Annotated in this window: 25 protein-coding genes; 17 read left to right on the plus strand and 8 right to left on the minus strand. The window is 64.8% G+C overall.

All coding sequences use genetic code 11. The features are described from left to right. The first annotated feature begins 17 nt into the window (after positions 1-17). From IEX33_RS08950 to IEX33_RS08960, 3 genes are read left to right on the plus strand one after another with little or no spacing between them, the layout of a single operon-like run. Positions 18-377 (plus strand): TraR/DksA family transcriptional regulator, encoded by a 360-nt coding sequence (locus tag IEX33_RS08950; protein ID WP_104185980.1) that lies wholly within the window; start codon positions 18-20, stop codon positions 375-377. After that, positions 374-943 (plus strand): DNA alkylation repair protein, encoded by a 570-nt coding sequence (locus tag IEX33_RS08955; protein ID WP_188729498.1) that lies wholly within the window; start codon positions 374-376, stop codon positions 941-943. Before IEX33_RS08950 ends, IEX33_RS08955 begins: the two co-directional genes overlap by 4 nt. After that, on the plus strand, positions 927-1,370 hold the full coding sequence (locus tag IEX33_RS08960) for a DUF1810 domain-containing protein (RefSeq protein WP_188729500.1): 444 nt from the start codon (positions 927-929) through the stop codon (positions 1,368-1,370). Before IEX33_RS08955 ends, IEX33_RS08960 begins: the two co-directional genes overlap by 17 nt. An 84-nt stretch (positions 1,371-1,454) precedes the next feature. Here IEX33_RS08960 and IEX33_RS08965 read toward each other — a convergent pair whose 3' ends face one another. Together IEX33_RS08965 and IEX33_RS08970 are read right to left on the minus strand one after the other, a co-directional pair. Next, positions 1,455-2,348 carry a glucose 1-dehydrogenase gene (locus IEX33_RS08965; RefSeq protein WP_174181163.1) on the minus strand — a complete coding sequence of 298 codons (894 nt, stop codon included), beginning with the start codon at positions 2,346-2,348 and terminating at the stop codon, positions 1,455-1,457. Positions 2,349-2,435: 87 nt separating this feature from the next. Then, the gene (locus IEX33_RS08970; protein ID WP_188729502.1) at positions 2,436-2,942 is read right to left on the minus strand and encodes a metallophosphoesterase family protein; all 507 of its coding nucleotides are present in this window, start codon (positions 2,940-2,942) and stop codon (positions 2,436-2,438) included. A 138-nt stretch (positions 2,943-3,080) separates the two neighbouring features. Between IEX33_RS08970 and IEX33_RS08975 the strand changes: the two genes are divergently transcribed. Further along, a complete protein-coding gene (locus IEX33_RS08975) occupies positions 3,081-3,278 on the plus strand; it encodes a DUF1918 domain-containing protein (protein WP_174181159.1) in 198 nt (65 codons plus the stop codon). Positions 3,279-3,333: 55 nt separating this feature from the next. After that, positions 3,334-3,837 (plus strand): NUDIX domain-containing protein, encoded by a 504-nt coding sequence (locus IEX33_RS08980; protein WP_188729504.1) that lies wholly within the window; start codon positions 3,334-3,336, stop codon positions 3,835-3,837. Here the strand turns inward: IEX33_RS08980 and IEX33_RS08985 are convergent. Beyond that, complete coding sequence (locus tag IEX33_RS08985; RefSeq protein WP_104185974.1) at positions 3,834-4,511, minus strand: endonuclease/exonuclease/phosphatase family protein; 678 nt, start codon at positions 4,509-4,511, stop codon at positions 3,834-3,836. The genes IEX33_RS08980 and IEX33_RS08985 overlap by 4 nt on opposite strands. Positions 4,512-4,695: 184 nt before the next feature. Here IEX33_RS08985 and IEX33_RS08990 point away from each other — a divergent pair, with 184 nt between their 5' ends. The 3 genes from IEX33_RS08990 to IEX33_RS09000 all read left to right on the plus strand — a co-directional run bounded on the left by IEX33_RS08990 (position 4,696) and on the right by IEX33_RS09000 (position 8,542). Next, on the plus strand, positions 4,696-5,499 hold the full coding sequence (locus tag IEX33_RS08990; protein WP_188729506.1) for a thioesterase family protein: 804 nt from the start codon (positions 4,696-4,698) through the stop codon (positions 5,497-5,499). 785 nt (positions 5,500-6,284) lie between these two features. Continuing rightward, positions 6,285-6,824, plus strand: a complete 540-nt coding sequence (locus IEX33_RS08995; protein ID WP_188729508.1) for a PadR family transcriptional regulator — start codon at positions 6,285-6,287, stop codon at positions 6,822-6,824. Between the two features lie 5 nt (positions 6,825-6,829). Next, on the plus strand, positions 6,830-8,542 hold the full coding sequence (locus IEX33_RS09000) for an ABC1 kinase family protein (RefSeq protein WP_188729510.1): 1,713 nt from the start codon (positions 6,830-6,832) through the stop codon (positions 8,540-8,542). Positions 8,543-8,591: 49 nt separating this feature from the next. Here IEX33_RS09000 and IEX33_RS09005 read toward each other — a convergent pair whose 3' ends face one another. Beyond that, positions 8,592-8,984 (minus strand): DUF2177 family protein, encoded by a 393-nt coding sequence (locus IEX33_RS09005; RefSeq protein ID WP_188729511.1) that lies wholly within the window; start codon positions 8,982-8,984, stop codon positions 8,592-8,594. Here IEX33_RS09005 and IEX33_RS09010 point away from each other — a divergent pair. Continuing rightward, entirely contained in the window at positions 8,977-9,750 is a 774-nt protein-coding gene (locus IEX33_RS09010; RefSeq protein ID WP_377089358.1) for a lipoate--protein ligase family protein, read from the plus strand. The genes IEX33_RS09005 and IEX33_RS09010 overlap by 8 nt on opposite strands. Before the next feature lie 132 nt (positions 9,751-9,882). On the opposite strand, the gene IEX33_RS09015 is transcribed toward IEX33_RS09010, so the two are convergent. Further along, complete coding sequence (locus IEX33_RS09015; protein ID WP_066276302.1) at positions 9,883-10,140, minus strand: mycoredoxin; 258 nt, start codon at positions 10,138-10,140, stop codon at positions 9,883-9,885. 129 nt (positions 10,141-10,269) lie between these two features. Here IEX33_RS09015 and IEX33_RS09020 point away from each other — a divergent pair, with 129 nt between their 5' ends. Next, on the plus strand, positions 10,270-11,031 hold the full coding sequence (locus IEX33_RS09020) for an SOS response-associated peptidase (RefSeq protein WP_188729513.1): 762 nt from the start codon (positions 10,270-10,272) through the stop codon (positions 11,029-11,031). 42 nt (positions 11,032-11,073) lie between these two features. Here IEX33_RS09020 and IEX33_RS09025 read toward each other — a convergent pair whose 3' ends face one another. Next, on the minus strand, positions 11,074-11,496 hold the full coding sequence (locus IEX33_RS09025; protein ID WP_104185965.1) for a VOC family protein: 423 nt from the start codon (positions 11,494-11,496) through the stop codon (positions 11,074-11,076). 19 nt (positions 11,497-11,515) lie between these two features. Between IEX33_RS09025 and IEX33_RS09030 the strand changes: the two genes are divergently transcribed. Next, on the plus strand, positions 11,516-11,836 hold the full coding sequence (locus tag IEX33_RS09030; RefSeq protein ID WP_066276294.1) for a chorismate mutase: 321 nt from the start codon (positions 11,516-11,518) through the stop codon (positions 11,834-11,836). Between the two features lie 20 nt (positions 11,837-11,856). Here the strand turns inward: IEX33_RS09030 and IEX33_RS09035 are convergent, their stop codons facing one another. Continuing rightward, positions 11,857-12,246: a hypothetical protein gene (locus IEX33_RS09035; RefSeq protein ID WP_188729515.1), complete on the minus strand. Its 390-nt coding sequence runs from the start codon at positions 12,244-12,246 to the stop codon at positions 11,857-11,859. A 161-nt stretch (positions 12,247-12,407) separates the two neighbouring features. Between IEX33_RS09035 and IEX33_RS09040 the strand changes: the two genes are divergently transcribed. The 6 genes from IEX33_RS09040 (at position 12,408) to pdxS (ending at position 20,644) form a co-directional block, all read left to right on the plus strand. Next, a complete protein-coding gene (locus tag IEX33_RS09040; protein ID WP_188729516.1) occupies positions 12,408-12,743 on the plus strand; it encodes a DUF6504 family protein in 336 nt (111 codons plus the stop codon). Beyond that, a complete protein-coding gene (locus IEX33_RS09045; protein WP_188729518.1) occupies positions 12,740-16,228 on the plus strand; it encodes a DNA polymerase III subunit alpha in 3,489 nt (1,162 codons plus the stop codon). Before IEX33_RS09040 ends, IEX33_RS09045 begins: the two co-directional genes overlap by 4 nt. A 116-nt stretch (positions 16,229-16,344) precedes the next feature. Further along, on the plus strand, positions 16,345-18,354 hold the full coding sequence (thrS, locus tag IEX33_RS09050; RefSeq protein ID WP_188729520.1) for a threonine--tRNA ligase: 2,010 nt from the start codon (positions 16,345-16,347) through the stop codon (positions 18,352-18,354). A 17-nt stretch (positions 18,355-18,371) separates the two neighbouring features. Next, on the plus strand, positions 18,372-18,959 hold the full coding sequence (locus tag IEX33_RS09055; RefSeq protein ID WP_174181130.1) for an HIT family protein: 588 nt from the start codon (positions 18,372-18,374) through the stop codon (positions 18,957-18,959). Then, a complete protein-coding gene (gene pgsA, locus IEX33_RS09060) occupies positions 18,949-19,572 on the plus strand; it encodes a phosphatidylinositol phosphate synthase (protein ID WP_188729522.1) in 624 nt (207 codons plus the stop codon). The genes IEX33_RS09055 and pgsA overlap by 11 nt, the downstream gene beginning before the upstream one ends. A gap of 145 nt (positions 19,573-19,717) precedes the next feature. Further along, on the plus strand, positions 19,718-20,644 hold the full coding sequence (gene pdxS, locus IEX33_RS09065; RefSeq protein WP_104185958.1) for a pyridoxal 5'-phosphate synthase lyase subunit PdxS: 927 nt from the start codon (positions 19,718-19,720) through the stop codon (positions 20,642-20,644). Positions 20,645-20,884: 240 nt separating this feature from the next. Here the strand turns inward: pdxS and IEX33_RS09070 are convergent, their stop codons facing one another. Next, positions 20,885-22,897, minus strand: a complete 2,013-nt coding sequence (locus IEX33_RS09070) for a M3 family metallopeptidase (protein WP_188729524.1) — start codon at positions 22,895-22,897, stop codon at positions 20,885-20,887. Between the last annotated feature and the right edge of the window lie 192 nt (positions 22,898-23,089).

Genomic DNA, 23,089 nt, shown 5'->3' on the forward strand with positions numbered 1-23,089 from the left:
CCGCGTAGGCTTTTCCCATGCCTGACTATGAACGCTTCCGGATCCTTCTTGAGGAGGAACGGGAGCGGAAGGTGGCCCTCCTGCCGGCCCTACGCGCAGACATCGCCTCCGCCAACTCGGCGCGCCAGGATTCGAATGTGGACGACGAACATGACCCGGAAGGCTCCACCATCGCTTTCGAGCTGTCCCAGGCGTCCGCCCTGCTGAAGCAAAGCAGCGCAGGGCTGGACCAAGTGGACGCCGCCCTGGCCAGGATTGCCGCCGGTACATACGGGACCTGTGCTGTGTGCGGGGAAGCCATCGCCGAAGGCAGGCTGGAGGCACGGCCGTGGACCCCGTTCTGTATCCGCCACGCATCGGCGGGCCGCGGCCAATGAGCAGCACCCTGGACCGGGTGTCCGCTGCTGCAGGCTTCGTTGATCGCACCCTGCAGAATGAGGGCGCCTGGTACCGGGCGGACGACGTCGAGGACAGGCTGGGCGGGCAGCTGGCCTCCTACGGCTCCTCGGTGGGCGCAGTCCGGGGAACCGTCCGCGACGCCCTCCGGAAATACAAGGACCTCGACCACGACGCCGTTGTCCAGCTGGCGTCCGCCCTCTGGGGCCAGCCCAGGCCCGGTTCCCGAGCCGTTTTTGAGCGCAGGCTCGCCGCTGTTGTGCTGCTGCAATCCACCAGGGCACTCCTGCGCCACTCGGACCTGACCCGTATTGAGGGCTTCCTGCGGTCTGCTGGGACCCGGGAACTGGTGGAGCCGCTGCTGTCCGACGTCGTGGCGCCGTTCCTGGCGGGGCTCGGCGGGCGGGACCGGCAGCGCGCAGCCGTGGTCCTGGCCCGGTGGCGGACGGACTCCGACAGCCAGCTGCGCACCGCCGCCGCCTTTATTGACCAGCAAGCCGCCCCCGAAGCCCCACCACAAGGAGACACCCATGAACGATCCCTATAACCTTGACCGGTTCGTCGCCGCCCAGGACAGCGGCGGCACATACGGCCAGGCGTTGGCGGAACTGCAGCTGGGCCGGAAATCCGGCCACTGGATGTGGTTCATCTTTCCGCAGTTCGCGGGCCTGGGCCACAGCGAAATGTCTCGACGGTACGCCATCGGCTCCCTGGCTGAAGCACGGGAGTATCTGGCCCACCCGGTGCTCGGCCCACGGCTGCTCGAGTCCGCCCTGGCCGTCACCAATCACTCAGGCGGCCCGGCGGAGGACATCTTCGGGAGCATTGACGCCCGGAAGCTGCACTCCTCCATGACGTTGTTCCTCCGGGCAGCCCCGGGGGAAACGGTATTCAAAACGGTCCTGGCCCAGTTCTTCGATGGACAGCCCGACGCCGCCACTGACGAGCTGCTTGCAGACCAGGACGAGAAGTAGGGGCCAGGAAATAAGAGGCCGACGGCGGTGCTCCGCGCATCAGGCGGGGCACCGCCGTCGGTATCTTTCCGGTACAGCCCGGGGCTACGGCGTGGGGCTGCCGCCGTTGACGTTCAGCGTTTCGCCCACAACATAGCTGGATTCCGGTGAGGCGAGGAAGACGTAGGCGGGGGCGAGCTCCGCCGGCTGGCCTGCCCGGCCCAGCGGCGTCGACTGCCCGAACTCCGGCAGCTCCTCCTTCGGCTGGCCGCTGCTGACCTGCAGCGGGGTCCAGATGGGACCCGGCGCCACCGCATTGACGCGGATGCCCTTGGGCGCCAGCTGCTGCGCCAGGCCCTTCGTGAAGTTGTTGATGCTGGCCTTGGTGGTGGCGTAATCCACCAGCGTCGGGGACGGGCTGTAGGCCTGGATGGACGTGGTGTTGATAATGGTGGACCCGGCCGGCATATGGGGAAGTGCTGCCTTGGTCAGCCAGAACATCGCGTACACATTGGTCTTCAGTGTGTGGTCGAACTGCTCATCCGTGATGTCGGCGAGGTCCTCCTGCGCCACCTGTTTCCCGGCGTTGTTGACCAGGATGTCGATGCTGCCCAGCACCGCCACGGCAGTGTCCACCACGTCGCGGCACACGGACGCGTCCTTGAGGTCACCGGGGACCTTGATGGCCTTGCGCCCGGCGGCCTCGATGAGGCCCGCAATGCGGGCGGCATCCTCTTCTTCCTCCGGAAGGTAGGAGAGAACGACGTCGGCCCCCTCCCGGGCGAAGGCAATGGCCGTTGCTGCACCGATGCCTGAGTCCGCGCCGGTGACGATCGCCTTGCGCCCTTCCAGCCTGCCGGTACCGCGGTAGGTCTCCTCGCCAAGGTCGGCCTTGGGTGCCAGCTCCGCATCCAGTCCCGGCTCGGGCTGGTGCTGCTTTGGCGGGGAGATCTTTTCGTACGCGGTGACCGGATTGCGGAAGGTGTACTGGTCTGTCATGTGGTCCTCCTGGTGCTCGGATGACAAAAGCTAAGCATGCTTACCTTTCCAAGCCTAGGCACCTGATGCCTCCCTTGCCAAACCCGGTCAATCCCGGAGGACCTCGTGCAGCCGGACGTCCCCCAGCTTTCCGGAATCCACCGTGGCGGTCATGAACGTGCAGGCCGGCTGCCGGCGGCGGTCAGTGGGCGAGCCCGGGTTCAGGAGCCGCAGCCCGCGCGGGGTGGTGGTGTCCCACGGGATATGGCTGTGGCCGAAAATCAGCACGTCCGCCTCCGGGTACTGGACCTCGCACCTGGCTTCACGCCCCTTGGCCTGGCCGGTCTCGTGCACCATGGCAAAGCGGACGCCTTCCAGCGTGATCTCCGCCGTTTCCGGAAGGCTCCGGCGCAGTTCCGGTTCGTCATTGTTTCCATAGACGCCCACCAGCAGGCGGCTCCGCCGCCGGAACTCTTCCAAGAGGGTCGCGGACACCCAGTCGCCGGCATGAAAGACCACGTCGGCGCTTTCGACGGCGGACCACACCTGTGCAGGAAGGTCACGCGCGCGTTTGGGGATGTGGGTATCGGCGACCAGGACAAGATTCAGCGGCATGGGAAAGATCCTGCCATGCCGGCCGGCTTGCCGAGGACCGGCCTTTTGCCCTCTCCTGCGGACCCTCCCGGCGGGTGTTACCGTAAGCCCTTTTCCCGGCGGGCAGCCAGTCGTACTCTGGGCTCGGAGGTGAGTGCCATGGAGGCAACGCAGGGCGACCGCATCATCGTGCACGGCAGGACTGTGGGGGCGGCAGACCGGCATGGAGTGATTCTTGAGGTGCGCGGCCAGGGCGGAGCGCCGCCCTACCGTGTCCGTTTTGATGACGGACACGAGACCATCATGTACCCCGGCGGTGATTTCGCCGTCGAGCGCGGTACAGCGAACCAGGCCTGACCAGGTCAGCGGACGGCAGGTGCAGCCCACCCGCTCCACCTGTCAGACTGGAGCGATGGATCACTTTCCGGCGTCCACCGCGTCCTCCGCCCCTCCCGTCCGTACCGGTCCCAGGGACCCGGGCGACGCGTGGGTCGAGGGGAGCCGCGGGCGGTTCTGGGGGCGTTTCGGCGCGGCCGGGGTGCTGGCCTACGATCCCGTCAAGGGAGTGCTGCTGCAGCACCGGGCTGTGTGGAGCCACAACGGCGGAACGTGGGGGCTGCCCGGCGGCGCACTCCATGAGGGTGAGGAGGCCGTCACCGGCGCGCTCCGGGAAGCCTATGAGGAAGCCGCCGTGCCCGCGGACAATGTGGAGCTGCTCTTTACGTCGCTGCTGGACGTGGGGTATTGGAGCTACACCACGGTTGTGGTGCTGGTGCGGGAGGCGTTTGACCCCGTGATCAGCGATCCCGAAAGCCTGGAACTCCGGTGGGTGCCGCTACCCGAGGTGGCCGGCATGGAACTGCACCCCGGATTCGAAGCGTCCTGGCCGGACCTCCGTGCAAGGCTCGAGTCCTAGTAGTCCGGGCCGTACTCCGCCTTGACCAGGATGGGGAGGTGGTCTGAGTTGCCCCGCGGCAGGGTCTCCACGCTTTCGATATCCAGGCCCAGCGACGTCGCGAAATCGAAGTGGCCCTTGAACACCTTGTACCGGGTGTAGGTGCGGCGGTTGCTCAGGGAGAGTGCATAGCCGGAGTTTTTCATATGCAGGTCCAGGTTCTTGGTGAAGAACGGGTAGTTGAAATCGCCCACCATCAGGGTCATCAGGCCTTTGCCCATACTCAGCAGCTCCGCATGGGCCGCGTGGATCTGCTTGCGCCGGAGCGAGTTGGACGCGGTGAGCGGGGCAGCGTGGAACGAGCCGATCACCAGTTCATGCTGCGTTTCGTTGTCCATGACCCGGGTGCCGATCAGCCGCTCATGGGCCGGGGCCAGGACGCGGTCATGCATCGACTTCTTCAGGGCGAAGGACTGGGTGTCCAGGGCGGTGAAGCGGCTGGTGCGGTAGTAGATGGCCAGCCCCAGCCGGTTGCCCTTGGTGGCATCCGCCAGATGCAGCGGGCCCAGGGTTTCCGGAAGATCGCTGGAATCCACCTCCTGGAGGCAGAGCGCATCAATGTCATGGTTCCGCGCCAGGGCGAGGAGTTCGCCGCTCGCCTTGTGCTTGCGGAGGTTGTAGCTGATGACGCGCATGGAACACCTCTTCAGAGGGTTGCTGACAGGACCAGTTCCTGAGTCTAGTCGGATGGGTCCTGCCAGGGGCCAACATTTCGTCGCGTCCCTTTGGGCGAAATGCCGTGCCCGGGTCCGGCGCAGGCGGGGTACCCGTCGCGGATAGAGTTAAGGCCGATTCACTGGAACTCCAAAGGGGCCAACGTTGACCGCAGAGCTGCCTGAACTGGCTGAAGGAAACTTCTACTACCTGAACCTGGGCGGTGGGCGTTTCCGTTCCACCATCCATGCCCAGGGTGCCTGGAACGTCCACGAGCAGCACATGGCGCCGGCGTCGGGCCTGCTGGCGGACAGCCTGGAACGCCATGACCCGCGGCCGGACATGCGGATGGCGCGGATCAGCTACGAGATCCTCGGCCTCATCCCGGGCGGCGAATTCCAGATCGCTGCCACCACCCTCCGGCCCGGAAAAACCATCGAGCTCCTGCAGGCCGAGCTCGTGGCGGGCGGCCGGACCGCCATCCGCGCCACCGCCTGGCGGCTGGCCACCAGCGATACAACGCCGGTGGCTGCCATCGAGGACACCCCCATTCCAGGTCCGGAAGACTGCAAGCCGTATGACGGAGCGTCCGTGTGGCCCGGCGGCTTCATCCGCTCGCTGGAAATGCGCGTGGCGGAAGGGCACCGGCCCGGGGCCGGAAAGGTCTGGCTCCGTACGGAACATCCCCTGACGGACCGCGCGGACAGCGGTGCCCTGGCCAGGCTCATGGGCATGGTGGACACGGCCAACGGCATCGCGGCCAGGGTGCCGCCCGGGAAGGACAGTTACTCGTTTCCCAACCTTGACCTGCAGATCCACATGTACCGCCGGCCCGAAGGGGAGTGGCTGGGCCTGGACAATGCGGTCTCGTTCGGCGGGGACGGGATAGGCCTGACCTCCACCGTCCTGCACGACCTCCAGGGGCCGTTCGGGCGCGCGGAGCAGATCCTCACACTGCGAAAGACCTGACGGTACCGCCGGGTGTGGAGCGCGGCAGTGGTGGCGGTCCTCTCGAAGCGCTACCTGGCCTGGTCAGGGATGCTGGTACGCCGGAAGGCTGCGGGGGACATTCCCAAACTCTAAGGAAATGCGACGGTGGCTGCCGGAGTTGCTTTTTGACTGTAAAACGCCCTGCTGAGGTAGGCCGCTGTTAGGTCTCCTTACCCGGCGGTGGCGTCGAGGGGCCGTCCGTTTCTCGTCGAGTGGGACGCCCCTCTCGTCAACAAGAAGGTCCTCGACGACCTGGCCCGCTGCGGTGTCGATAATGATGATGAAGTTTGCGGGCCATGACGGGTCAGGAGCGGGGGCATAAAAAGCGAATGATCAGTTCGATTCCGCGTACACCGACCCTTCAACGGTGGACAAGCTGATTTACGACTGAGCAATCAAACCTTTAGCGCAATCCTGGTTCAAGCGCACAGCCACGGATCTAATCGCAGGAGTGGAGTTCTGCACGGATCTTCTTGGCCGTCATGGCGTCGGCTGGCAGGTGCTTCACTCGAATGATCCGGGAAAGTTCTCTACGAAGACGACGTGCAGGTAGTTGTAGCGCCCCACACTCCTGCGCCCTCGGTGCCTCGAAACCTCCGCCTCGAAACTCTAGGGATACGGGACCCACACGGACTCCGGTCACCGATCCGAAGCACCTCTCAGCGTTCCCAGAACACCGCCATATAGCGGCAACTCCTGCGGGTCTAATGGATGTATCGTTGAGTATCGTTGTATATCGTTGGCGGTTTACAGAGGAGATCATCATGCGTGGTTCATACCCGGCAGCCGGATTCGGCGGGAGCAACATCGACGGCATGTGGCAGGCCGTCGAGGAGCTGCGTTCACGGTTCGAAAAACGCGCTGGAACCCGTGCCGGCAAGGGCGAGGTGCGGTCTGCAGTGCTGGCGCTTCTTGCTGAGCGGCCGATGCACGGCTACCAGATCATCCGCGAGATCGAGGAGCGCAGCGGCGGCAGCTGGAAGCCGAGTGCCGGTTCCGTCTACCCCACCCTGCAACTGCTCGCGGACGAGGGCACCATCAGCGCCGAGGAGTCCAACGGCCGCAAGATCTATTCGCTGACCGAGGCCGGCCGGGAGGAAGTTGCGCAGGACCACGGGGCAACGCCTTGGGACTCGCCGGGTTCCCACTCCGGCGGGTTTGGATCCCTGCCCAAAGCGGGGGTGGAGCTCGCGCAGGCTGCAGCACAGGTGGGCCGCACGGGCTCGCCGGACCAGGTGCAGCAGGCCGTGGCAGTGCTCGACGACGCACGGCGCCGGCTCTACGCGATCCTCGCCCAGGATTGACCCGGGTGGCGTCTGTCCGCCTGCATCGTGCCGCTTCGGCCGCGGGCGCCGGGGACACCCGTGCCCGCTACCGCCGGATCCTGCGCTTTGCCGCCTGGAATCTGGCGGTGACGTGGTGGTATGAACTGTTCCTCCCACGGATAGGACTTGCCCGGGTCGCGGAGCGTACGCGGCCGCGGAGGATGCAGCGTTTCGCCCGGCGCTTCCATGGCCTGGCCGTGGAGCTGGGCGGTTTGACGATCAAGGTGGGACAGTTCCTTTCCTCCAGGCTCGATATTCTGCCGCCGGAGATCACCAGGGAGCTTGAGGGACTCCAGGACGAGGTGCCGCCCGTTCCGTTTCCTTCGATCCGCGCCTTGGCCGAGGAGGAGTTGGGCGCTCCGCTGGACCAGGTGTTCGCTTTCGTGGAGGAGGTACCGATCGCTGCCGCGTCGCTGGGGCAGGCGCACCGGGCACGCCTTCGTGCAACGGATGCGGCCGACACCGGGTTCACCGATGTGGTGCTCAAGGTGCAGCGTCCGGGCATTGACGCGATTGTCGACGTCGACCTTGCAGCCCTGCGCAAGGTAGGCGGCTGGCTCAGCCGCATTCGCCTGGTATCCAGCCGCGCCAATATGCCGGCCCTGGTGGAGGAGTTTGCGCAGACCAGTTTCGAGGAGATCGATTACCTGCACGAGGCGGCAAACTCCGAACGCTTCGCCGCCGATTTTTCCGACGACGGAAGGGTCTGCGTGCCCGGCATAGCTTGGGAGCGGAGCACCCGCCGCGTGCTCACCCTTGAAGACGTCACGGCCATCAAAATCACGGAGGCCGGGGCACTCCGGGCGGCGGGCATCGACCCGGCCGAGGTGGCTCCGGTGTTCGCCGCCGTCATGTTCGACCAGATGTTCACCAACGGCTTCTTCCACGCCGACCCCCACCCGGGGAATATCTTCGTCACTCCCGTTACCGCGGCGGCCGGCGACCGCCCGTGGAAGCTGACGTTCATCGACTTCGGCATGATGGGCGAAATTACGTCCTCCACCCGCAGCGGACTCCGGAAGTTGCTGATTGCGGCCGCCGCGCGCGACGGCAGGGGGCTGGTGGCGGCGATCAACGACGTCGGTGTGCTGGCGCCGTCAGCCGACACGGTGGAGATGGAACGCGCCATGACGCACCTCTTCGCCCGCTTCGGCGGAATGGGATTCGCCGAGCTCCGGGAGGTGGATCCGAGGGAGTTCCGTGACTTTGCAGTGGAATTCGGCGACGTTGTCCGCTCGCTGCCGTTCCAGCTCCCGGAAAATTTCCTGCTCATCATTCGGGCGATGTCGCTGACCTCGGGGGTGTGCTCCTCGCTCGATGAGCGCTTCAACCTCTGGGATTCCGTGGAACCGTATGCTGCCCGGCTCCTGCGCGACGAGCGCGGCAATATCGTGGAGGACGTGGCACAGCAGGCCCTCGACGCCGCAGCAACCGCGCTGCGCCTGCCAAAACGCCTGGATGCGCTGGCCGGACGGCTCGAGGAAGGCTCCCTCGCCGTCGCCAATCCACGTCTTGAACGGCACATCGCCCGGCTGGACCGCTCCACCCGGCGCTCTGCTTCTGCCCTGGTGTTCGCCGCCCTGCTCATCGCCGGCGCCATCGTGCGGGCTGACGAAGCCGTCCTGGGCGGCATCCTTATGGCCGGTTCAGTAGTCCCGCTGTTGCACGGCCTGTGGGCAGGCCGGCGCGGCCTCTGACAGGGACGTGGCCAGGCGGCAGCCGTTTGCGGCGCCGCCGGCGCGTGCGTCAGCTCCGGGCGTGGAAAACCAGCCAGCCCGCGAGTGTTGACAGGCCTGTCAGCACAGCGCCCCACAGCATGTCCACGACAATCAGCTGCAGCGGCCACACTTTCAGGGTGGCTGCGTTGGTGAGGTCATAGGTGGCGTAGGCGAAGGCGCCCAGCGCCGCACCGTAACCCAGGGCAGCCAGCCAGCTGCCGCCGTCGAGCGCGGGCCGCAGGGCAAAAAACACAATTCCGGCGATGTAAATGACGTAGAACGCCACGGCGTAACCTAGGTGTGGTTTGTCCGCCAGCAGTTCGCCGATGTGGCTGCGGTAAAAGGGGTTCATCAGCTTGAGCCAGATGGCGTCGATCGCTGCGAAGGCGGCGGCGACAACGAGGAATTGCAGAATGACCATAAGGGAGCTTAGCAATATGAACGACGGCGGCCCGGGGCCCCGCACCCTGACAGTGGTGCGGCAGGAAAAGACGCTGGGCGCCGCCCGGGACCTGGAATTCGGCCTGGAACTGCTGGCCAGGGCCAAAAGCGGGGACATCGGTCCCACGCTGCGGCTGTACCGGCCCGCACCCACGGTCGCGTTCGGCCAGCGCGACACCCGCCTGCCGGGATTCGACGCCGCCGCGCAGGCGTGCCGTGCCAACGGTTTCGAACCCCTGGTCCGCCGGGCAGGAGGCCGGGCGGCCGCCTATCACCAGGGAACCCTGGTGGTGGACCACATTGAACCCGATCCGGATGCCATCGCCGGTTCCAAGACCAGGTTCGGGTACTTCGGGGAGCTTTTTGCGGACGCCCTCCGCCGGGTCGGCGTGCAGGCGGCCGTGGGCGAGATTCCCGGGGAATACTGCCCCGGTGAGTTCAGCGTGCACGGCACGGACCCGGCTGACGGCGCACACCGGGTGAAACTGGTGGGCACCGCCCAGCGCGTGGTGGCCGGCGGCTGGCTGTTCAGTTCGGTGATCGTGGTGGAAAACTCGGCGCCGATCCGCAAAGTGCTGACCGACAGCTACGCCGCCCTGGGGCTGGACTGGGACCCTGCCACGGCAGGGGCGGTGGACGACCTTGTACCTGGTGTGGACGTCGCAGCGGTGGAGGAGGCCCTTCTTTCCGTGTACGCGGACCATGCCACCCTCGAAACCGCTTCGTTCAGCAGCCTTGGGGCATAACCCGCGCCATCGACTGCCAGGCAAGCAAAACGGGACCAACATTGGGAAATGTTGGTCCCGTTCTGTTTGTCCGGTGCCCAGGTCAGGAGTCCCCGTTCAGTTGCGGGGTTCCCGGCCGGGGCGGCGTGCCAGCTAGGCTGCGAGCCGCTGCTTGACCTCGGCAGCGGAAGGGTTCGTGGCGGCGGTGCCGTCCGGGAAGAGGACAGTCGGGACGGTCTGGTTTCCACCGTTCAGCTGCTCCACGAGTTCGGCGGTGCCTTCCACTTCCTCGATGTTGATCTCGGTGTAGCCGATGCCCTGGGCATCAAGCTGCTTCTTCAGCCGGTTGCAGTAGCCGCACCAGGTGGTGGAAAACATGGTGATAGTGCCGGATTCGGGAGTGAAGTCCACGGAGCTCTCCTCTGTGCTTGATAACGGTTTCGTTCCTGTAACGGTAGCGTGCAGTCCGGTATTCCCCGCTTCCGGGCCCGCCGGGCCTCCGTGGATGACAGCTCCTGCCGCCGATGGCATGCTGGAGCCATGTGTGGACGTTACGTAATGGCACGCGCCGTGGGGGACCTCCTTGCCGATTTCGACGCCGAGCTTGAGGACGAGGTCAGCATCCCGCCGTCGTGGAATGTTGCGCCGACGGACGCGGTTCCCATCGTCCTGGAACGCCTGGTGGATGGCGAGTCGGGGAACAAACATGTCCGCCAGCTCCACGTCGCCCGCTGGGGACTGGTCCCGTCCTGGGCCAAGGATCCCGGCATAGGCTCCCGGATGATTAATGCCCGCAGCGAGTCCGTCCTTGAGAAGCCGGCTTTCCGGAAAGCCATGCAGTCACGCCGCTGCGCAGTCCCGGCAGACGGTTACTACGAATGGAAGCAGGGGCCCGGAAAGTCCAAGCAGCCCTACTACGTGCACCCAGGCCCTGGCCATGGCCTGGTGTTCGCGGGTCTCTATGAGTGGTGGAAGGATCCCACCTGGCCGGCAGGGGAGCCGGGCGGGTGGCTTCTCTCAACGTCCATCCTGACCACGGACACGCCCCCGCCGGGCAGCGAGTCCACGGTGTTTGGAAAACTCACGGAACTCCATGACCGGGTGCCCCTACCCATGGACAACGCCACGATGCAGGCCTGGCTGGACCCCCAGGCCGACGATCCGGCCGGACTCGTGGACCTGGTACGGGCAGGGGTCAAGGACGTGGCCGCTGACTGGCAGGTGGAATCCGTAGGGAAAGAGGTCGGCAACGTCAGGAATAACGGGCCGGAACTGATCCGGCCCGTTGAAGCACTCTTCTAGCAGCCGGCCCTTTGAGCAGCCCGGACGAAACCGTGGGGAGTGCTAAACGGTGACCGCGCCGTCGTCGTCCACTGCCCAGGTGGGGTTGTACGCCACCTCCCAGCGGAAACCGTCCGGGTCCGCAAAGTAGCCGCTGTAGCCTCCCCATGGCTGGGTGATGGGCTCGGCGATGATCTCCGCCCCCGCGGCGGCGGCCTCCTCCATGACGCGGTCCACGTCCTCCGTTCCGGGAAGGTTGTGGCTCAGCGTGATGCAGGGGACAGCTCCGGAGGCCGTGACGCCGGCGTCTGCCTGCATCTGGCGCACATCCCACAGGGACAGCACCAGCCCGTGGTTCACCTGGATGAACACCACGTCGCCGGGAAGTTCACGGTGCACGGGCCAACCAAGACCGTCAACGTAGAAGGCCCGGGACGCGGCAACACTGCGGACGCCCAGCGAAATGAAGTCGACTCTTGGCTGCATGCTTCGATACTGTCAGACGATGGCGACAATTCAAGGAAACGATAGAGATGCTTTGGCCGACAAGGAACAGCTCGCTGCCGTCCGGGTTGCTGTTGACGAAGTGGATGAACAGATCGTCACCCTCATCGCCCGCCGCGAACGGCTGATCCGGATTGCCGGGACGCTCAAGGGCGACGACGCCGAGGTCCGTGCGCCCGGCCGGGTGGAGCGGATCATTGAGCACGTCCGCTCAGCCGCGGAAAAGAAGGACATTGACCCGGACATCGTCGAGTCCACGTACCGCGCCATGATCTCCGGGTTCATCGAACTGGAACTGAAGGTCCATAAAGAGAACAGCTGACCTCCCGCCCACGGGCGTGGTTACAGGTGCTCCTCCACGGGGACGCCATGCTGGTACTCCCTGCCCTCCGCCTCGCTGAAGGCTGACATGACGTGCCCCTTGCCCAGGCCGTTCAGGGCGGCAAGGGGAAAGCTGCCGGTGATGGTGTTCTCTGAATGGGTTACCCCGGACAGGTCGTAGTCCTCCTCGACTCCCTGTTCGCGATTAAAAGAATAGAAGGCAATGGCCTTCCCGTTCATGAACTCAATACACAGCCTCCGCTGCGAGGAATAGTCGGGGGTGGCCCCCATCAGCCCCACCACATAGGCGCCCGAATCCGGGATGGTGCCGTCTATATCGAACGTGGCCACCACGGTGGAATCCTGGGCTGTGATGCTTGCCTGCTTCAGAAGTGCGTCTTGGGTTTTCATGGCACAATCCTGCTCCCTGCCGATCGGTCCGTCCACCCTTCCCGTGCAATCTCTTTGTACCTCCCGCAGCCCATCTATGCTCCCGTTCGGAGCAGGGGTAGACTGGCAATATTCGAATATGTGTTCGAATACTTTCAGCTACATCCACTCCGGGAGGCGCCATGGGTATGTTCAGCGAATCCGTGGACGTCGACTGCACTGCGGACGGCGAACCCCGTGGCCTGCTGTGGGCTGGACAGTCCTATACCGTCTGCACGGAACCGCTGCGCTGGTACGAACGCCGGCAATGGTGGGCTGAAGAAACACGCGCACCGCTGGGCAGCGGACCCGGAGTGGTGGACCATGAGATCTGGCGCGTCCAGGTGCTTCCCTCCACCTTGGTGCGGGGTGCAGAAGCCGCGGAAGAGCCGCTGACCCTTGACCTCACCCGGCATATCCGCAGCGGCCGGTGGCGGCTCCTGCGCATCCATGACGCACTCCGGCCCAGGACAGCATGAGTTTCACCCATCTTCACGTTTCCACCGCATTCAGCGCCCACTATGGCGTTTCCTGGCCCGAGGAACTGGCGCAGGCTGCCGCCGCTGACGGCGCAACCGGGCTCGCCTGTACAGACAGGGACGGGCTGTACGGAACCATCAAACACCTCAAGGCATGCATGGCAGCAGGCATCGATCCCATAGTTGGCGTTGACCTTGCGGTATTCGACGACGACGGCGACCACCGCACGCAGCTGGCGGGCAGGGTGGTGGTACTGGCCCGGGGCCACAACAACGGGGCAGGCTACCGCGCCCTCTGCAGGCTGATTTCCGACGCCCACGCCCGCACCACGGGAAAAGCCGGGGGAACTGTCCCGGTAGCCGTCACCCGGGCCGAGCTGGCATCCCGCACCCTCGATCCGCAAACCCTCAAACCGGTATTGACTGTCCTGCTGGGGCCTGATTCCGACGTCGGACGGGCCATGGGAGGGCGACGTTACCTTCGCCCCCGCACCCTTTTCAAGCAATGGCTGGATGCAATGCCCCCAGGCACGCTGGTGGCCGAGATCGTGTCCCAGCTCAGCGCCCCAGGAAAGCCGCTGAGTACCGCCCACGCCGTCCGGATGCTCAAGCTTGCCGAAGAGCATCATATTCCTGCTGTCCTGACCAACGCCGTCAGGTACTGCGCAGCAGACGGCGCCCCCACCGCCGATGTGCTCGACTCAGCCCGCACCCTGAAATCCCTTCCCGAACTTGCGGATGAACCGCTGCTGCAGCCAACCGGGCAGGGGTGGCTGAAATCCGCCCCGGAAATGCTCCGGCTGGGCAAGGAGATCATTTCAGCGGCAGGATATGGCGCCGCGGACCTGAAACAGCTCATGGCGCAGACCGAGGCGCTCGCGGACCGCTGCCGGATAGATCCGGAAACGGACATGGGCTGGAAGCAGCCGGTTGTGCCAGAAGCCTCAGTCATTGGGATCAGCCAGGATCCACACGTTGAACTGGTGCAGCGGTGCCAGGCCGGTATCAGCCGGCGCTTTCCGGGGATCACCGGTGCTGCCGGAGAGAAAATGCTCTCCCGGCTCGACCATGAACTGGGCATCATCCGCAACCTCGGCTTTTCGTCCTATTTCCTGACAGTTGCCGAGGTGTCACGCATGATCCAGGAGATGGGGGTGCGTGCGGCAGCCAGGGGATCAGGCGCCTCCAGCCTGGTCAATTACCTGATTGATGTCAGCCAGGTGAACCCACTGCAGCACGACCTCATCTTTGAACGGTTCCTGTCGCGGGACCGGGCCACCCTTCCGGACATCGATATTGACGTTGAAAGCGCTGAGAGGCACAACGTCTACCACCGCATTTTCAAGCGTTTCGGGTCCGAGCGGGTCACCCTGATGAGCATGCAGAACGGCTACCGGGCCAGGGGTGCCGTGCGGGATGCCGGTATGGCCCTGGGGATGGACGGCGACGAGGTGGGGGAGATCGCCAAGCAGCTGTGGCGTTTTTCTGCCCGGAAATTCCGCGAGGCCCTGCAGGAAAAACCTGAACTCCGGGAATTCGCCGGCCGGGTGGAACAACGGGAAATGGACGGCAACCAGCAGCTTGACCTGCTGGTTGACCTGACGGAGCGGCTTGACCGGCTGCCCCGCCATATTTCCATGCATCCGTGTGGCGTCATCCTTGGTGACGCCACCCTCCTGGACCGCACCCCGGTGCAGCCCAGCGGGCTGGGCCTGCCCATGAGCCAGTTCGATAAGCACGACATGGATCCCATGGGCATGCTCAAGCTGGACGTCCTGGGAGTGCGCATGCAGAGCGCCATGGCGTTTGCCGTCCGTGAAGTCATCCGCATCCACCCGTCCAAGGAGGAGGTGGTGGCCGCCGGCCGTCATCCGTCCGGTACGGGCGGAAGCGGTCCTGACTACATTGCGGAGAATGGCCATATCGACCTGAACGCCGTTCCCCTAGATGACAAGGCCACATTTGAACTCATCAGAAGCACCCACACCCTGGGCTGTTTCCAGATTGAATCACCCGGCCAGCGGGAACTGATCGGCAAGATGGCCCCCCGGGAGTTCAACGACCTCATCATCGATATCTCCCTGTTCCGCCCGGGCCCCATGAAGTCGGACATGGTCCGGCCCTTCCTGGAACACCGTCACGGCTTCGCGCCGGAGGTCTATCCGCATCCGGACCTGAAACCGGTGCTGGCGGAAACCCATGGCGTCACCGTCTTCCACGAACAGATACTGCGGACCTTTGATGTCATGACCGGCTGCGGCCTGGCCCGGGCCGACGAATTCCGCCGCGCCCTGGGAAACGAGGCACTCGAACTGGGAGTGGAGGAATTCTTCCGCACAGCGGCCAGGAAGAAGGGGTACCAGCCGGAGGTAGTGGACAACGTCTGGGGAACGCTGAAGGCCTTCGGAAGCTTCGGATTCTGCAAAGCCCACGGCGCGGCCTTTGCCGTGCCCACCTACCAGTCTGCCTGGCTGAAGGCCCATCATCCTGAAGCATTCCTTGCCGGGCTGTGGGAGCACGATCCTGGCATGTACCCCAAGAGGCTGCTGGTCGCGGAAGCCCGGCGGCTTGGCATCCCCATCCTTCCCCTGGACATTAACCGCAGCAAAGGCGAATACCGGGTGGAAAGGATTGAAGTTGGCAAGGACGCAGGCAAACTGGGAATCAGGCTGAGCCTCAACGGCATCTACGGGCTGTCCGCAACGGAACTCAAGCGGATCGTTGCGGGCCAGCCCTATGACTCGCTGGCAGACCTGAGGGCACGGTCCCGGGTCAGCAAGCCCAACATCAAGAGATTGGCCCAGCTGGGGGCATTTGATTCGCTTCACCGTGAGGCGGGCGGCACGGCCAACCGGGCCGACCTTGTCCACCACCTGCAGCAGCTCCAGGGTTCCGGCAGCGGGCGGAAAGGCGTGGAAGTCCTTGAGGGGCAGCTTTCCCTTCCCCTGGGTGATGTTGAGCTTCGCAATGTTAAGCCCGGACTGCCGGCGCCTTCCCTGGTGGAAAACGTCCGTGCCGAACTGGACCTGATGGCAGTTGACGTCAGCAGCCACCTGATGGACAGCCATCGGCCCATGCTGGACAGGCTGGGCGTCATCACGGCGGACAAACTCCTTGGCCTGCGCAACGGGACCGAAGTCCTGGTGGCCGGGGTGCGGGTGGCAACCCAGACGCCGCCCATGCGGGGTGGGAGGCGGGTGGTCTTCATCAGTATCGACGACGGCACCGGCTGCATAGATTCGGTCTTTTTCCACGAAGCCCAGGAAAAAGCAGGAATGCTCCTTTTCGGCACCAGGCTGCTGCTGATCCGCGGGACCACCAGGCGGACCGGGCCACGGGGAATCAGCCTGAGCGCCAGCATGGCCTGGGACCTTGGCAGGACAGAGAGCCTGCCGTTCCCGGATTCCCGTCCGCAGGAACCGGAGGTCCGGCACCCCCTGGACGGAATCACCAGGAGCCTCGCCATCACGGGATTCAGCGGCTGACCCTTCCGTGCGCCGCGTTGGTCGGGCCCCAGCGGAACCGATAGCATTGACGATGGCTGGCTGTGGTCCCCGTATGCCACAAGCTATGAAGCCTTAACTTTGAATAGGAGACACCCGTGTCAGATGCCCAGCAGATCACCCTTCTCGTCGATGGCGAAGAGACCAAGGTGACTACCGGGACAACCGGTGCGGAACTCTTCTTTGAGCGCCGTGATGTTGTTGTAGCCCGCGTCAACGGCGAACTGAAGGACCTTGACCAGGAGCTCCCGGAAGGCGCCGACGTCGAAGGCGTCACTATTGACTCTCCTGACGGCCTCAACGTCCTCCGCCACTCCACCGCCCACGTCATGGCCCAGGCTGTCCAGCAGCTGCGTCCTGACGCCAAGCTGGGCATCGGCCCGTACATCGCTGACGGGTTCTACTTCGACTTCGATGTCGCCGAACCGTTCACTCCCGAGGACCTCAAGACCCTCGAGAAGATGATGCAAAAAATCATCAACCAGAACCAGAAGTTCGTTCGCCGCGTCGTCAACGAGGACGAAGCCCGCGAAGCCATGAAGAACGAGCCCTACAAGCTCGAACTGCTGGGCAAGAAAAACGAGGCTGCAGAGGCCGGCGAAGGCGTGAACGTCGAGGTCGGCGCAGGCGACATCACTATTTACGACAACGTTGAGCGCAAGGAAGGGACCACCGTCTGGTGCGATCTCTGCCGCGGCCCGCACCTGCCCAACACCAAGCTCATCTCCAACGCCTTTGCCCTCACCCGTTCGTCCTCCGCGTACTGGCTGGGTAACCAGAAGAACCAGCAGTTGCAGCGCATCTACGGCACGGCCTGGCCCACCAAGGACGCCCTCAAGGCCTACCAGGAACGCATCGCAGAGGCAGAACGCCGCGACCACCGCAAGCTCGGCTCGGAACTGGACCTCTTTTCCTTCCCGGATGAACTCGGCTCAGGCCTCCCCGTCTTCCACCCCAAGGGCGGCATCATCCGCAAGGAGATGGAGGACTACTCCCGGCAGCGCCACGTCGAAGCCGGCTACGAGTTCGTCTACACCCCGCACATCACCAAGGGGCATCTGTACGAGGTCTCAGGGCACCTGGACTGGTACAAGGACGGAATGTTCCCGGCCATGCGCGTGGATGAGGAACTCAACGCAGACGGTACAGTCCGGAAGCCTGCCCAGGACTACTACCTGAAGCCGATGAACTGCCCCATGCACAACCTGATCTTCCGTTCGCGGGGACGGTCCTACCGGGAGCTGCCGCTGCGGCTCTTCGAATTCGGCGCTGTCTACCGCTACGAAAAGTCCGGCGTGGTGCACGGCCTGACCCGTGTCCGCGGCATGACACAGGACGACGCCCACATCTACTGCACCCGCGAGCAGATGAAGGACGAACTCACCAAAACTCTGACGTTCGTTCTCGACCTCCTGAAGGATTACGGCCTGAACGACTTCTACCTTGAGCTCTCCACCAAGGACCCGGAGAAGTTCGTCGGCGAGGACGCCGCCTGGGAAGAAGCCACGCGTACCCTCTCCGAGGTTGCTGAGGAATCCGGCCTGGAACTGGTCGCTGATCCCGGCGGGGCCGCCTTCTACGGCCCCAAGATCTCCGTGCAGGCGAAGGACGCCCTTGGCCGCACCTGGCAGATGTCCACCATCCAGCTGGACTTCAACCTGCCCGAACGGTTCGAACTCGAATTCCAGGCCGCTGACGGCAGCCGCCAGCGGCCCGTGATGATCCACCGGGCCCTGTTCGGATCGATCGAGCGCTTCATGGGCGTGCTCACCGAGCACTACGCCGGCGCCTTCCCCGCATGGCTGGCACCGGTCCAGGTGGTGGGCATTCCGGTGGCGGAGACCTTCAACGAGTACATGTTCGACGTCGTGGACCAGCTGAAGGCAGCAGGCATCCGCGCGGAAGTGGACACCTCCTCGGACCGGTTCCCCAAGAAGATCCGCACGGCCAGCAAGGACAAGATTCCGTTCGTGCTCATTGCCGGCGGTGACGATGCCGAAGCAGGCGCCGTCTCGTTCCGCTTCCGCGATGGAAGCCAGGACAACGGCGTGCCTGTGGCAGAGGCCGTCAAGCGGATCACGGAAGCCGTCCGAAACCGGACCAGCTAGCGGAACGGAACAGCACCGTGCAGGAGAACACAGGCGCAGGGTATCCAGGAGATGCCGGCGTTACCGACGACTTTGACCTCGCCGGTGTCCCGGACGCGTTCCAGCGCCTGTGGACTCCGCACCGCATGGCGTACATCAAGGGCGGGCAGCACCAGTTCAAGAACGAAAATGACTGCCCCTTCTGCATCGGCCCCGGACGGACTGACGAGGAAGCACTCATCGTCCACCGCGGAAAGACCTGCTACGTAGTGCTCAACCTGTTTCCCTACAACCCCGGGCACCTCCTGGTGTGCCCCTACCGGCACATCCCGGACTACACCGACCTGACACTAGATGAGACGGCGGAGTTTGCGGACCTCACGCAGACGGCCATGCGGGTGCTGCGGAAAGTGGCAAATCCGGGCGGATTCAATCTGGGCATGAACCAGGGGGTTGTTGGCGGTGCCGGCATCGCCGCGCACCTGCACCAGCATATTGTTCCCCGGTGGGGCGGCGACGGGAACTTCTTCCCCATCATCGCCCAGACCAAGGCCATCACGCAGACCCTCGACGAGGTCCGCCAGCAGGTGGCCGACGCCTGGCCCGGGGAGACGGATGCTGAATAGGCACGCGCGCGGATTCTTCACCGCGCTGTTCACCCCGCTTGCCCGCTGGCTCCTCAAAATCGGAATTTCGCCGGATGCCGTAACGGTCATCGGCACCGCCGGAGTGGTGGTGGGCGCTCTGGTGTTCTACCCGCTCGGCCAGCTGTGGTGGGGAACTTTGTTCATCACGGCGTTCATCTTCTCCGACGTCCTGGACGGAATCATGGCCAGGATGCGGGAGGTGGGCAGCCGCTGGGGGAACTTCCTTGACTCCACCCTCGACCGGATTGCCGACGGCGCGCTGTTCGCCGGCCTGGCTGTCTGGTTCTTCACCGGCGGGGCCAACGTCCCCATCGCAGTGTCTGCCGTGGTGTGCCTTGTCCTGGGCATGGTGGTTTCCTATGCCCGCGCCAAGGCGGAGTCGTTGGGATTCACCGCCAATACCGGCATCGCGGAACGGGCGGAACGCCTCGTTTCGGTGCTGGTTGTCACCGGTTTCACTGGCCTGGGACTTCCGGAGGTGGTCCTGCTGGTGACGCTTTTGCTCCTTGCCGTGGCCAGCTTCATCACGGTGGTCCAGCGTGTGGTCTCGGTACGCCGCCAAGCCCTCGCGGAACCGTCACCGGCCGATTAACGCGAATTAAGCCGGCCGGCCGCGGTGAGACTAGTATTAGGACTGCCCGGTCAATGGATCCGGCAACCCGGTGTGTGTACACGTGGCATCTCCGTGCCGCCCTGCACGACCGGCGAAGGTCATCTATCTACCCATAGGGGTTTTTGTGTCTACACCTGATGTAAGCAGCGAGGCCGGTACGTCCGCGAACAGCGTCACGGGCAGCAACCGCGTAAAGCGGGGCATGGCTGAGATGCTCAAGGGCGGCGTCATCATGGACGTCGTCAACGTCGAGCAGGCCCGCATCGCCGAAGACGCCGGTGCCGTTGCTGTGATGGCGCTGGAACGCGTTCCGGCCGATATCCGCGCCCAGGGCGGCGTGTCCCGCATGTCCGATCCCGATATGATCGACAAGATCATCGACGCCGTCTCCGTGCCGGTTATGGCCAAGGCCCGGATCGGCCACTTCGTCGAGGCGCAGGTCCTGCAGTCCCTCGGCGTGGACTACATTGACGAGTCCGAGGTCCTGACCCCGGCCGACTACGTCAACCACATCGACAAGTGGAACTTCAAGGTTCCCTTCGTCTGCGGTGCCACCAACCTGGGTGAGGCGCTGCGCCGCATCAACGAGGGCGCGGCGATGATCCGTTCCAAGGGCGAGGCCGGCACCGGCGATGTCTCCAACGCCACCGGGCACATGCGCCAGATCCGCTCCGAGATTGCCAAGCTCGCTGCCCTGCCCGAGGACGAGTTGTACGTTGCGGCCAAGGAACTGCAGGCCCCGTACGAACTGGTCAAGGAAGTTGCCGCTGCCGGCAAGCTTCCGGTGGTGCTGTTCACCGCCGGCGGCATCGCCACTCCGGCTGACGCCGCCATGATGATGCAGCTCGGCGCTGACGGCGTGTTCGTCGGTTCCGGCATCTTCAAGTCCGGCAACCCCGCCCAGCGCGCGGCCGCCGTCGTGAAGGCCACCACCTTCTTCGACGACCCCGACGTCATCGCCAAGGCCTCCCGCGGCCTGGGCGAGGCCATGGTGGGCATCAACGTTGACGAGATCCCCCAGCCCCACCGCCTCGCTGAGCGCGGCTGGTAGTCCTCTGCCTTTGGTCGCCATGGGCGCGCCGGACGGCGTCATCCTCGGCGCGCTATTCCCCGCGCGTAGTTGGCAGCTGAGTAGCTGGTTCCGGCGCGGGGGCCCTTTTACGCGCGCTGCCGGATAACACCGTCCCTCGCCAGGGTGCGTTGGCTAAAGAAGTACGACGCCGGTTCCTCACCTTCTCTTGGTGGGGACCGGCGTCGTACTTCTTTAAGTGGGGTGGGGTAGGGAGCTCGGCTATTCCAGGCCGCGGCGTTTCAGCAGGGGTTCCAGCGTGGCTTCGCGGCCGCGGAGGATGCGGAATGATTCCAGCGGGTCGCGGCTGTTACCCCGGGAGAGGAGCTCCTGGCGGAAACGGTTGCCGTTGGCCCGGGTGAGTCCGCCGTTCTCGGTGAACCAGTCCACCGTCTCGGCATCCAGGACCTCGCTCCAAATATAGGAGTAGTAGCCGGCCGCATACCCCGCCCCGGCAAATACATGCTGGAAATAGCCCGTCCGGTAGCGCGGCGGAATCAAGGCGTGGGCGATGCCTGCGGCGGCCAGGGCCTTGTCTTCAAACGCAACAGCATCCTCCGGAACCCCGCTGCCGTCCAGGACGTGCCACGCCAGGTCCAGCAGCGCTGCTCCCAGATACTCGGTGGTGGCAAAGCCTTCACCCCACAGCCGCGAGGCGTCCAGTTTCGAGACGACCTCCTGCGGAAGCGGCTCGCCCGTCACATGATGGCGCGCATAGTTGTGCAGCACGTCGGGCCACGTAATCCACATTTCGTTGACCTGGGACGGGTATTCGACGAAGTCGCGGGGGACTGAAGTTCCGGAAAACCGGGGATAGGTCACGTTGGACAGCAGCCCGTGCAGGGCGTGGCCGAACTCATGGAAGGTGGTCCGCAGCTCGTCCAGCGTCAGGAGCGTCGGTTCACCCGCAGGCGGCTTGGAGATGTTCAGGTTGTTGATGACCACCGGCTTTGTTCCCAGCAGCGCAGACTGTTCAACGAGGGAGTTCATCCAGGCGCCACCCCGCTTGGACTCACGGGTGTAGTAGTCACCCAGGAACAGCCCGAGCCCCATGCCGTCCTCGTCGCGGACCTCCCAGATGCGGACGTCGTGGTGGTAGCCGGCAAGGTCCTTCCGCTCGTGGAATGTGATGCCGAAGAGGGAAGTTGCGGCAAAGAAGACCCCGTCGGTCAGAACCCGGTCCAGCTCGAAATAGGGACGGAGGGCCTGTTCATCAACGTCGTAGCGTTCCCGCCGGACCTTGGCGGAGTAGAAGGCCCAGTCCCAGGCCTCCAGCGGATGGCCCGCGGCCTCTGCCAGTGCCGCGGCTTCGGCGTCGGCGTTCCGCACCGCTGCCGGTGCCATGCGGTTCAGCATGGTCTGGACCGCTCCGAAGTCCGGGGCTGTCTGCCGGTCAACCACCAGTTCGGCGTAGTTGGCGAAGCCCAGAAGCGCCGCTTTCTCGGCGCGGAGCCGGGCCATTGATGTGGCCAAATCCAGCACGTTGAGGCTGCCGCCCCCGCTGCCCCGCGCCACGGACGCTTCAAACAGCCGACGGCGGACCCCGCGGTTCTCGAGGGCGGACAGGGCAGGCTGGTTGGTCGGCTGGATCAGTGTCAGCAGGAACTTGCCGTCATGGCCGGCAGTGCGGGCAGCCTCCGCGGCGGCGGCAATATCATCGGCCGGCAGTCCTGCCAGCTCGCCTGCGTGATCCAGCAGCAAGGCAGCGGATTTCATTCCTTCCTTCACGCGCTGTCCGAATTCGGTGCCCAGTCGGGAGAGCTCGGCGTTAACCTCCTTGAGCCTTTCCCGGGCTGGGCCTTCCAGCTGGATGCCGGACTGCCGGAATTCCTTCAGGTACTCCTCAACAAGCCGCCCGGACTCGGCATCGCAGCCGGCGGTGTCGATGGCGGCGAAGCGTTCGTACAGTGCCCGGTTGAGGAATACGTCGTCCTGATGCGCAGAGAGCAGCGGTGACAGCGCCGTTTCCAGGTCCCGGATCTCCGGGGATGCATCGGCCGATACGAGCGTGAAGAAGGACGCAGCGGCGCGGTCCAGAAGCCTGCCGGAGCGTTCCATCGCCACTGCCGTGTTCTCGAAAGTGGCAGGGGCAGGGTCATCAACGATCGCCTGGATCTCAGCCAGGTGCTCTTGGAGGCCACCGCGGACGGCGGCTTCATAATCGGCGGTGGTGATCGACGCGAAGGGCGGAATTCCATAGGGCAGGGGACTGGGTGCCATAAGGGGGTTGGTCATGAAGTAGAACCTTTCACAGCAGGCCACGCTTCTCAATGTGAGCCACGCCATGGACCGCCCCCTGGAATTCCCTTATGCAGGGCGGGCCGGCGGCTGCGTCAGGATGGACTGCTCCGGTTGGCACCGGTCCCGGCAGTCCGGTCAACAATGCGGATCTTTTGGCGCGGCCGCAGTTCGGCCGGCAGCTTCCGG

The organism is Pseudarthrobacter scleromae (assembly GCF_014644515.1).
Lineage (GTDB): Bacteria > Actinomycetota > Actinomycetes > Actinomycetales > Micrococcaceae > Arthrobacter > Arthrobacter scleromae.